The sequence below is a fragment of the Micromonospora sp. NPDC003776 genome (assembly GCF_053605645.1).
Genome location: NZ_JBSGJR010000225.1, coordinates 1 through 9,775, shown reverse-complemented (window position 1 = coordinate 9,775; position 9,775 = coordinate 1). Strand labels below are relative to the sequence as shown.

The 9,775-nt window shown below is 71.3% G+C and carries 10 protein-coding genes; 3 read left to right on the top strand and 7 right to left on the bottom strand.

What is annotated here, in order from left to right; genetic code table 11:
* Positions 1–355 (bottom strand): DedA family protein (locus tag ACWEVO_RS19070; protein WP_452308860.1); only part of this gene is annotated, 355 nt, incomplete at its 3' end.
* A 59-nt stretch (positions 356–414) separates the two neighbouring features.
* Positions 415–777: a VOC family protein gene (locus tag ACWEVO_RS19065; protein WP_452308859.1), complete on the bottom strand. Its 363-nt coding sequence runs from the start codon at positions 775–777 to the stop codon at positions 415–417.
* A gap of 156 nt (positions 778–933) precedes the next feature.
* Here ACWEVO_RS19065 and ACWEVO_RS19060 point away from each other — a divergent pair, with 156 nt between their 5' ends.
* The 3 genes from ACWEVO_RS19060 to ACWEVO_RS19050 all read left to right on the top strand — a co-directional run bounded on the left by ACWEVO_RS19060 (position 934) and on the right by ACWEVO_RS19050 (position 4,534).
* Positions 934–3,786 carry an aconitate hydratase gene (locus ACWEVO_RS19060; protein ID WP_452308858.1) on the top strand — a complete coding sequence of 951 codons (2,853 nt, stop codon included), beginning with the start codon at positions 934–936 and terminating at the stop codon, positions 3,784–3,786.
* Between the two features lie 122 nt (positions 3,787–3,908).
* Positions 3,909–4,163 carry a type II toxin-antitoxin system Phd/YefM family antitoxin gene (locus ACWEVO_RS19055; protein WP_452308857.1) on the top strand — a complete coding sequence of 85 codons (255 nt, stop codon included), beginning with the start codon at positions 3,909–3,911 and terminating at the stop codon, positions 4,161–4,163.
* Positions 4,160–4,534, top strand: a complete 375-nt coding sequence (locus tag ACWEVO_RS19050; protein ID WP_452308856.1) for a type II toxin-antitoxin system VapC family toxin — start codon at positions 4,160–4,162, stop codon at positions 4,532–4,534. The genes ACWEVO_RS19055 and ACWEVO_RS19050 overlap by 4 nt, the downstream gene beginning before the upstream one ends.
* Positions 4,535–4,702: 168 nt before the next feature.
* Here the strand turns inward: ACWEVO_RS19050 and ACWEVO_RS19045 are convergent, their stop codons facing one another.
* From ACWEVO_RS19045 to ACWEVO_RS19025, 5 genes are all read right to left on the bottom strand, one after another.
* Positions 4,703–5,311: a GTP-binding protein gene (locus ACWEVO_RS19045; RefSeq protein ID WP_452308855.1), complete on the bottom strand. Its 609-nt coding sequence runs from the start codon at positions 5,309–5,311 to the stop codon at positions 4,703–4,705.
* On the bottom strand, positions 5,292–5,681 hold the full coding sequence (locus ACWEVO_RS19040) for a DUF742 domain-containing protein (protein ID WP_452308854.1): 390 nt from the start codon (positions 5,679–5,681) through the stop codon (positions 5,292–5,294). The genes ACWEVO_RS19045 and ACWEVO_RS19040 overlap by 20 nt, the downstream gene beginning before the upstream one ends.
* Complete coding sequence (locus ACWEVO_RS19035) at positions 5,678–6,103, bottom strand: roadblock/LC7 domain-containing protein (protein ID WP_452308853.1); 426 nt, start codon at positions 6,101–6,103, stop codon at positions 5,678–5,680. The genes ACWEVO_RS19040 and ACWEVO_RS19035 overlap by 4 nt, the downstream gene beginning before the upstream one ends.
* A gap of 66 nt (positions 6,104–6,169) precedes the next feature.
* Positions 6,170–8,737, bottom strand: a complete 2,568-nt coding sequence (locus ACWEVO_RS19030) for a nitrate- and nitrite sensing domain-containing protein (protein ID WP_452308852.1) — start codon at positions 8,735–8,737, stop codon at positions 6,170–6,172.
* Between the two features lie 115 nt (positions 8,738–8,852).
* Positions 8,853–9,386 carry a hypothetical protein gene (locus ACWEVO_RS19025; protein ID WP_452308861.1) on the bottom strand — a complete coding sequence of 178 codons (534 nt, stop codon included), beginning with the start codon at positions 9,384–9,386 and terminating at the stop codon, positions 8,853–8,855.
* Between the last annotated feature and the right edge of the window lie 389 nt (positions 9,387–9,775).

Below are 9,775 nucleotides of genomic sequence, written 5' to 3'. Positions count from 1 at the left end.
CCGCGCCGAGGAGAGCTTCGCCCGGCACGGCGTCTGGGCGGTCTTCTTCGGCGCGGGCCAGGTGGGCCGGGCCGAGGTGCTTCGGGAAACGGCGGCCGAGCCGTTCGAGCAGGGGCCGTCCCCCGCGCCGGCCGACGGCGTACCCGATGGAGTCCCCGAGGATGGCGCCGGCCGCGGCGGCGGTGGCCACCCACTCCGGCTCGACCACCCCGGTGGCCGCCAGCAGGGCGGAGCTGACCAGCACGATCTCGCCGGGCAGCGGCACGCCCATGCTCTCCACGCCGATCACCCCGGCGACGATCAGGTAGACCACGCCGGGGGGAAGCGCGGAGAGCCAGTGCTGTACGTCGACCACGCCCACCCCTTCCGGTCCGACCTCGAACCCTACCCGCGGCGGGCGGCGGAATCTCCCCGTCAGCGGGCGGTCACCGGGGTGAGGAACTCCAGGCGGTTGCCGTGCGGGTCGTGGGTGTGGAACCGGCGCATGCCGGGGACCTCCTCGTCACCCCAGGTGACGGGGTGACCGGCGGCGGCCAGCCGGGCGGCGAGCGCGTCGAGGTCCGGGCGGAGCAGCGCGGGGTGGGCCTTCCGGGCCGGCCGGAAGTCGTCCTCGACGCCGAGGTGCAGTTCGGCGTCGTACCCGGTGAACCAGCAACCACCGCGGGCGGCGAGGGCCGGCGGCTTGGGCTTCTCGGCCATGCCGAGCAGGCCGACGTAGAAGGAGCGGGAGAGATCCTCGGAACCACGTGGGCAGGCGAGCAGGACGTGATGGATCATGATGGCACCTCCTCGTCCCGAACCCTGGCACGAGGTTGCGTGAATAGCAAGACGGACGTACGGTTTTGTAGAGCCCGACGCAGGTAAGTGTTGCCTAAGCACGGCAACGCCCCCGCCGGTGCGACAGACTGCTCAGGACTACTCACGGTCGCTGGTGTGAAGGAGTACGACGTGGCGAGCCTCGACACCTTCGGTGCGAAGACCCAGCTACGCGTCGGAGACGCGAGCTACGAGATTTTCAAGATCGACAAGGTGGAGGGCCACGACCGGCTGCCCTACAGCTTGAAGATCCTGCTGGAGAACCTGCTGCGGACCGAGGACGGCGCGAACATCACCGCCGACCACATCCAGCAGCTCGGCGCGTGGGACGCCACCGCCGACCCGAGCGTGGAGATCCAGTTCACCCCGGCGCGGGTGCTGATGCAGGACTTCACCGGCGTGCCCTGCGTCGTCGACCTGGCCACCATGCGGGAGGCCGTCCGCGACCTCGGCGGCGACGCCACCAAGGTGAACCCGCTCGCCCCGGCCGAGCTGGTCATCGACCACTCCGTCATCGCCGACCTGTTCGGTCGTGAGGACGCCTTCCAGCGCAACGTCGAGCTGGAGTACGAGCGCAACAAGGAGCGCTACCAGTTCCTGCGCTGGGGCCAGACCGCGTTCAACGAGTTCAAGGTCGTGCCGCCGGGCACCGGCATCGTGCACCAGGTCAACATCGAGTACCTGGCCCGCACGGTCATGGAGCGCAACGGCCAGGCGTACCCGGACACGGTGGTCGGCACCGACTCGCACACCACCATGGTCAACGGCCTGGGCGTGCTGGGCTGGGGCGTGGGCGGCATCGAGGCCGAGGCCGCGATGCTCGGGCAGCCGGTCAGCATGCTGATCCCGCGGGTCGTCGGCTTCAAGCTCTCCGGCGAGATGCCGGCCGGCACCACCGCCACCGACCTGGTGCTCACCATCACCGAGATGCTGCGCAAGCACGGCGTGGTCGGCAAGTTCGTCGAGTTCTACGGCCCGGGCGTGAGCGCGGTGCCGCTGGCCAACCGGGCCACCATCGGCAACATGTCCCCCGAATACGGCTCCACCGTCGCGATCTTCCCGATCGACGCCGAGACCGTGCGCTACCTGGAGCTGACCGGCCGCGACGCGCAGCAGGTCGCGCTGGTCGAGGCGTACGCCAAGGAGCAGGGCCTCTGGCACGACCCGAACCACGAGCCGGAGTACTCGGAGCGGCTGGAGCTGGACCTCAGCACCATCGAGCCGTCCCTGGCCGGCCCGAAGCGGCCGCAGGACCGGGTGCCGCTGGGCGCCGCCAAGACGCTGTTCCGTTCGGCCCTGACCGACTACGTGGCCGACGACGCCGCCGGCGAGCGGGACCTCAAGCCGAGCGTCGCCCGCGAGCAGCTGCCCCGGGGCGCCAACGGCCCGGCCGACGAGGCTAGCGCCGAGTCCTTCCCGGCCAGCGACCCGCCGGCCAACGAGTTCAGCGACCCGGCCGACGAGCCGCGCGACCTGGAGACCGCGGCGGCGGGCGCGGGCGGCCGCGCCACCAACCCGGTCCGGGTGACCGGCGCCGACGGTGTCGAGTACGAGCTGGACCACGGTGCTGTGGTGATCGCCGCGATCACCTCCTGCACCAACACCTCGAACCCGCAGGTCATGATCGGCGCCGCGCTGCTGGCCCGCAACGCGGTGGACAAGGGCCTGGCCCGCAAGCCGTGGGTGAAGACCACCCTGGCCCCGGGCTCGAAGGTCGTCATGGACTACTACGACCGGGCCGGCCTCACGCCGTACCTGGAGAAGCTCGGCTTCAACCTGGTCGGCTACGGCTGCACCACCTGCATCGGCAACTCCGGCCCGCTGCCGGAGGAGGTCTCCGCCGCGGTCAACGAGGGCGACCTCGCCGTCGTCTCGGTGCTCTCCGGCAACCGCAACTTCGAGGGCCGGATCAACCCGGACGTCAAGATGAACTACCTGGCGTCCCCGCCGCTGGTGGTCGCGTACGCGCTCGCCGGCACCATGGACATCGACCTGGCCAACGAGCCGATCGGTGAGGACACCGACGGCAACCCGGTGTTCCTGCGGGACATCTGGCCGAACAGCGCCGAGATCCAGGACGTCATCGCCTCCGCGATCGGCGCCACCGGCTTCAGCTCCGCGTACGCCGACGTGTTCGCCGGTGACGAGCGCTGGCAGTCGCTGCCGACCCCGACCGGTGACACCTTCTCCTGGGCCGACGAGTCCACCTACGTCCGCAAGCCCCCGTACTTCGAGGGCATGGCGAAGGACCCGCAGCCGGTGCAGGACATCGCCGATGCCCGGGTGCTGGCCAAGCTCGGCGACTCGGTGACCACCGACCACATCTCCCCGGCCGGTTCGATCAAGGCGGACTCCCCCGCCGGGAAGTACCTGGCCGAGCACGGCGTGGCCCGGCACGAGTTCAACTCGTACGGCTCCCGCCGCGGCAACCACGAGGTGATGATCCGGGGCACCTTCGCCAACATCCGGCTGCGCAACCAGCTCGTGCCGGGCGTCGAGGGCGGCTTCACGGTCAACCACCTGACCGGCGAGAGGACCTCGATCTACGACGCCTCGATGGCGTACCAAGAGGCGGGCGTCCCGCTGGTCATCCTGGCCGGCAAGGAGTACGGTTCCGGCTCGTCCCGTGACTGGGCGGCCAAGGGCACCATGCTGCTCGGCGTCAAGGCGGTCATCGCCGAGTCGTACGAGCGGATCCACCGCTCGAACCTGATCGGCATGGGCGTCCTGCCGCTGCAGTTCCCGGTCGACACCACCGCCGAGTCGCTGGGCCTGACCGGCACGGAGACCTTCTCGATCAGCGGCGTCACCGCGCTGAACGAGGGCGAGACCCCGCGTACCGTGAAGGTCACCACGGACACCGGCGTGGAGTTCGACGCCGTGGTGCGGATCGACACCCCCGGTGAGGCCGACTACTACCGGCACGGCGGCATCCTGCAGTACGTGCTGCGGCGCATGATCGCCGGCTGACGTCGTACAGCTACGGAGGGCCCCTTCCCGCGACCGCGAGGAGGGGCCCTCCGGCGCTTCCCGCCCCGGTGCGTGCCGGCTGCACCCGAGGTGGGCTAACCTATTAGCTAAGGAGGTGGACGGTGACAGCCGAAGCAGCAGGCCAATACAACATTCACGACGCCAAGACGAATCTCTCCCGGATCATCGAGCGCGTCGAGCACGGCGAGGAGATTGTGATCAGCCGTGCTGGCACCCCGGTCGCCAAGGTAATTCCGCTCCGGCCCAAGGCGCGCACCGGGCGTGGATCACTCCGTGGCGAGCTCATCCTGCGCGAGGGCTGGAACTCCGACGACGTCAACGAGTCGATCGCCGCTGACTTCGGGCTGCCCGAATGAGCCTTCTGCTCGACACCCACGTGGTGCTGTGGTGGTTGACCGACGACCAGACCCTCTCGGCCGACCTGAAGGACCTGATCGACACCCAGCCCGAGGTGTACCTCAGTGCGGTGACGGTGTGGGAAGTGGCGATCAAGCAGGCGTTGGGGAAGTTGTCTGGACCACCCGACCTCGCTGCGCGGGTCGCTCACGCCGGCCTGCGGGAGCTGCCGATCCGCCACGACCACGCCGTCGAGGCCGGGCAGCTCCCGCCGATCCATCGCGATCCGTTCGACCGGATGCTGGTCGCACAGACGCGGATCGAGGGCCTCACCCTCGTCACCCGAGACGGCCACATCCAGAAGTACGACGTACCGGTCCTGTCCGCCTGAGCCATCGGTGGGCCGGGGAGTCGGCGAGGCTGCCTCACGCATCGACCGAGAGCAGCCGGGCCGGTCGACGTCGCACGGGACCGGCCGGCTCGGGCACGCTGCCGCAGCGAACTCCTACACCCTTCGGTCGATATCGGTCATACTCCTACACCGTCTTGAGGGCGTTGGTCAGTCGGTGGCGGCGCGCCGGCGTTCCTCACGCTGCTTCATGGCGTACTCCAGCAGCGTGATGAGCACCTCCTTGGCCGACTCCCGCTGCCGCGCGTCGCAGAGCACCACCGGGACGCCCGGGTCGAGGTTGAGGGCCGTCTGCACCTCGTCCAGCCGGTACTTCTTGGCGCCCTCGAAGCAGTTCACCGCCACCACGAACGGCGTGCCCCGGCCCTCGAAGTAGTCGATCGACGGGAAGCAGTCGGCCAGCCGGCGGGTGTCGGCGAGCACCACCGCCCCGATCGCACCGAGCGCCAGCTCGTCCCAGACGAACCAGAAGCGGTCCTGGCCGGGCGTGCCGAACAGGTAGAGCACCAGGTCGTCGCTGATGGTGATCCGGCCGAAGTCCATCGCCACCGTGGTGGTCTTCTTCTCCTCCACCCCGGACAGGTCATCGATGCCGACCCCGCTCTCGGTCAGCACCTCCTCCGTCCGCAGCGGGCGGGTCTCGCTGACCGCGCCGACCAAGGTGGTCTTGCCGACGCCGAAGCCGCCGGCGATGAGGATCTTGATCGCGGTGGGCAGCGGCGCCGCTCCCGCCGGCCGCTCAGAGCGCCCGTAGTCCATTGATTACCGCCTCGAAAACGCTGTCGTCGGGAAGGCCGGCGGAGGTGGCCCGCGGCTCACGGACCTGCACCAGGCTGCGGGCCACCAGGTCACCAAGGAGGACCCGGACGGTGCCCACCGGCAGGTCGAGGTGGGCGGCGATCTCCGCCACGGACTGCATCCGCTGGCAGAGACCGACGATCGCCACGTGTTCCGGGCCGAGCCCGGACTCCGATCCCACGTCCGCCCGGGTCGCCGTGACCAGGGAGATCAGGTCGAACGTGCCGGTGACCGGGCGGGCCCGGCCACCGGTCACCGCGTACGGGCGCACGACCGGGCCCGCGTGGTCGTCCACCCACTCGTCCGCTGCGGGCTTCCCCCGACCGGTCATCGTGCCGGATTCTCGCCGGCGGACGGTTCACGGGTCGGGGAGGCGACGAACCGGCCCACCCGGGTGACCAGCATGGCCATCTCGTACGCGATCAGGCCGACGTCGGCGTCCTCAGCGGCCAGCACGGCCAGGCAGGCGTTGCGGCCGGCCGCCGTGACGAAGAGGAACGACGACTGCATCTCGATGATGGTCTGCTGCACCTGGCCGCCACCGAAGCGCTTGCCCGCGCCGCGGGCCAGGCTCTGGATTCCGGCCGCCATCGCCGCCAGATGCTCGCCGTCGTCCTGGCTCAGCCCTCGTGACGCGGCCATCAGCAGGCCGTCGGTGGAGAGCGCCACGGCGTGTTCCGCCTGCTTGACCCGGCCGACCAGGTCGTCCAGCAACCAGGTCAGGTCCGCGTTCGAAGCCGTCTTCTGCGACACTCGTCGTCCTCTTCTTTCCGGCTGGTGTGCCGTGCTCGTCTGGGATGCGCCGCCTCGGCGTTCCCGTCAGGTCGCCTGCTCGTCCCTGGTGTCCGGCCCGCCGTTGACATCGCGCGCCCCACCGAGCAGCCGCGCGGCGTCGGTCCGGCCGCGTCGGGTGCCGCTCTGGTAGGAGCTCATCATCCGGCGTACCTGCTCCGGTGGGCGCACCGCGTCGTCGTCCTGGTCGGTGTCCGAGGTGGACAAGTCGTCCCGCAGCTCCGGGGCGAGGCTGGCCTGGCGAACCCGGACCGGCAAGCCGGAGTTGGTCCGCACCGACTCGTCCTCGGCCGCCGGGCGGGCGCCCGTCGCGGATGGGGGGCCCACCGTGGTCAGGCCGTTGGGTACGGTCGGGTCCTCCAGCGCCGGCTGCCGCTTCCGGGTACGCGCCGGCAGCCCGGACGCGGTGAGCTGCGGCTCCTCCGGCTCGTCCGGCTCGTCCGCCGGCGCCGGCGCGCCCGCCGCGACCATCCGACCGCCGGTGGACTGCGCGCTGGTGACGGCGTCCGCCAGGGCCACCGGGGCGGCCGCCGGCTCCACGGCCGACTCGGACCGTCCACCACCGACCGGCTCGACCGGCGACTCGGACCGTCCACCACGGACCGGCTCGGTCGACAGCTCGCGGCGCCCGCCGTCCGGCGTGCCGGACGGCACCGGCCCATCCCCGGTCGGCGCGGCGCCGTTGCCCGCCCGGAAACCGCCCGAGGTGCTCGCGTCCGCCCCGTCCTCGGTGACCAGTTCGAGCGGGATCAGCACCACGGCCGTGGTCCCCCCGTACGGGGACTCCTTGAGGTGCACCTTCACGCCGAGCCGCTCGGTGAGCCGGCTGACCACATAGAGGCCGAGCCGGGTGGCGTTCGCGAGGTTCAGCTCGGACCGGTCCACGATGCGGTGGTTCGCGGCGGCCAGCTCCTCCTCGCTCATGCCGAGGCCCCGGTCCTCGATCTCGATGGCGAAGCCATTCGCCACCATCTGGCCGCGTACCTCGACGGCGGTGTGCGGCGGCGAGAAGGAGAGGCCGTTCTCGATCAGCTCGGCCAACAGGTGGATGACGTCACCGACGGCCCGGCCGGCCAGCGACACCGCCCCGACCGGCAGCACGTTCACCCGGGTGTAGTCCTCGACCTCGGCCACCGAGCCGCGGATCACGTCCACCATCGGCACGTTGCGCCGCCAGGACCGGCCCGGGGTGGAGCCGGAGAGCACGATCAGGTTCTCGGCGTTGCGCCGCATCCGGGTCGCCAGGTGGTCGACGCGGAACAGGTCCTCCAGTTCCTCGGCGTCGTGCTCCCGGCGTTCCATCGCGTCGAGCAGGGTGAGCTGGCGGTGGACCAGCGCCTGGGTACGCCGGGCCAGGCTGAGGAAGACCTCACGGACGCTGCGGCGCAGCTCGGCCTGCTCGACGGCGGTCCGGATGGCGGTCTCCTGCACGACGTTGAACGCCTTGCCGACCTGCCCGATCTCGTCGTGGCCGAACTGCAGCGGGGGCGCCTCTCGGGCGACGTCGACCTCCTCGCCGCGCCCGAGCCGCTCCACCACGCCGGGCAGCCGCTCGTTGGCCAGTCGGAACGCCGCCTCGCGCAGCCGTTCGAGCTGCTGGACGAGGGCCCGGGCGGTGGTGATCGATACCACAATGGACGCGATGACGGCGAGCAGGCCGAGACCGGCGGCCAGCACCAGCCGCACGACGACCCAGATGGCGATCGGCACCGCCCGGTCCACGATGTCGTCACCGCCGGCCAGCACGACCTCGGCGATGTCGGTCAGCGCGGGCGCCGTCGTACGGTCCCAGACCGCCGCGGTCACCGGCGGCTGGCTGTCATCGTCCTGCATGACCTTGGTCTCGAGATCGGCCAGCTTGACGAAGGTGGGGCCGGCCAGCATGCGCGAGTAGCGGTCCTGATCGGCGGCCGGCAGCCGGACGATGGCCTGCGCCGCGGTGAACTGCCGGGCACCGACCACCTGGGCGAACTGCGCCCGCTCGGCCGGGGTGATCCGGCCTGCCGCCAGCGCGCCGGCGAGCAGGGCGTCCTCCTGGGACAGCAGCTCGCGCGCCCGGTTGAGCCCGATCAGCGCGGCCGTGTCCTCGGCTGCCTGCTCGTCGTCCAGCTTGCCCAGTGCGTCGTAGACCCGGTAGATCGCCTCGATGACGTTGGTGAAGGCAGCACCGGCGGCAGCCCGGTCGATGCTCTTGTCGTCGACGGCCGTGCGGGTTGCCGGCAGTTCTTCCAGCCCACGCACCAGCTCGCCGATGCGCCGGGCCAGCCCGTCACTGCCGAGCAGGTCGACCTGCCAGGTGTCGACGGAGTCCTCGAACTCCTTCGCCAGCTGGTCGGTGCGCTGGCGGATCTGGGTCAGCTGCGACCGCTGCTCGTCATCGGGGCGGCCGAGGAAGGCCAGCGACGCCCGGCGCTCCAGCTGCATCTGGAGCAGCAGCGGCTCGGTAGGGTCGAAGACCCTGCTGTCCAGCGCCTGCACACCCACCAGGTTGACCCCGTCGCGGACGGTGACCCAGGCCGTGAAGGACCAGAGCGCGACCAGCGAGGCGAGCAGGGCCACGACCTTCGTACGCAGATTGGAACTGCGGAAACGCATCACACCTACCCTGGGCCTGGCCCGTGCTGGAAATGGTCGGCAGCGCGTCGCAAAACGCACGCATCGACCCCGGCGCACGCTAGCAGCGTCGCGAGACACACTCAAGCGTTCCTGATCATGGCGGTGGCGTCTGGCGCCCGGGCACACCGGTCAGGTCCGGTCGGGCGGCGGCCAGATACCGGGCGGCGGCGATCGCCGAACGCACGATCCGGACCGGCGCGTAGAGATCCTTGTCGTGCCACAATGGCGGGACGTCCCGCTGGTCGGCCGTCTCCGCCAGGTACGCTGCCCCGCGCCGCGCCGCCGCCGCCATTCCGGGCCGGGCCGGCCGCCCGATCCCGAGCAGGACGTGCAGCGCGTACGCGGTCTCCTCGCGGGTACCCGCCCAACGACCCCAGGAGCCGTCGGGGCGCTGGGTCTCGACGACCCAGTCCACCGCCCGATCCACCGGCGCGGCGGCGAGAGCGACCGGGGCGTACCGGTCCAGTGCCAGCACGGCACAGGACGTGGCGTAGTACGGCGAGGCATGCCAGCGGTCCGACCACCGGCCGTCGGCGTGCTGCTGCTCCCGCAGCCAGTCGGCCAGGGCGAGCAGCCGGCGGGCGGCCGCGTCGCCGTGGGCGGCGTGCGAGCCGAGCGCCTCCAGCACGTGCGCGTTGGTGGTGACGGAGCGCCCGTCCTCGCCCTGCCAGGTGCAGAAGTGGCTGCCCAGGTCGTACCGGAACAGGCTGGCCGCGTCGACCGGGTGGCTGGCACGGGCGAGGGCGTACAGGGTCACCGAGGTGGTGTCGGCGTCGGCCGGCAACCCAGGCCCGGTCGGCGTGCCGTCCGGGCCGAGCGCCGCGGCCAGCTCGGCGACCAGGCCCGGCGGCGGGTGCGCCGGCACCCCGGCCCGGGCCAAGTTGGCCAGCACCCAGGAGCGTTCGAAAACGGCGATCGGGGTGCAGCATTGATCAAGTCCTGGGTGGTGGCCGACTACCTGCGCCGCAGCGCCGAGGCGGGGAAGACGCCGAGCGACGACAAGCTGGACGACGCCAC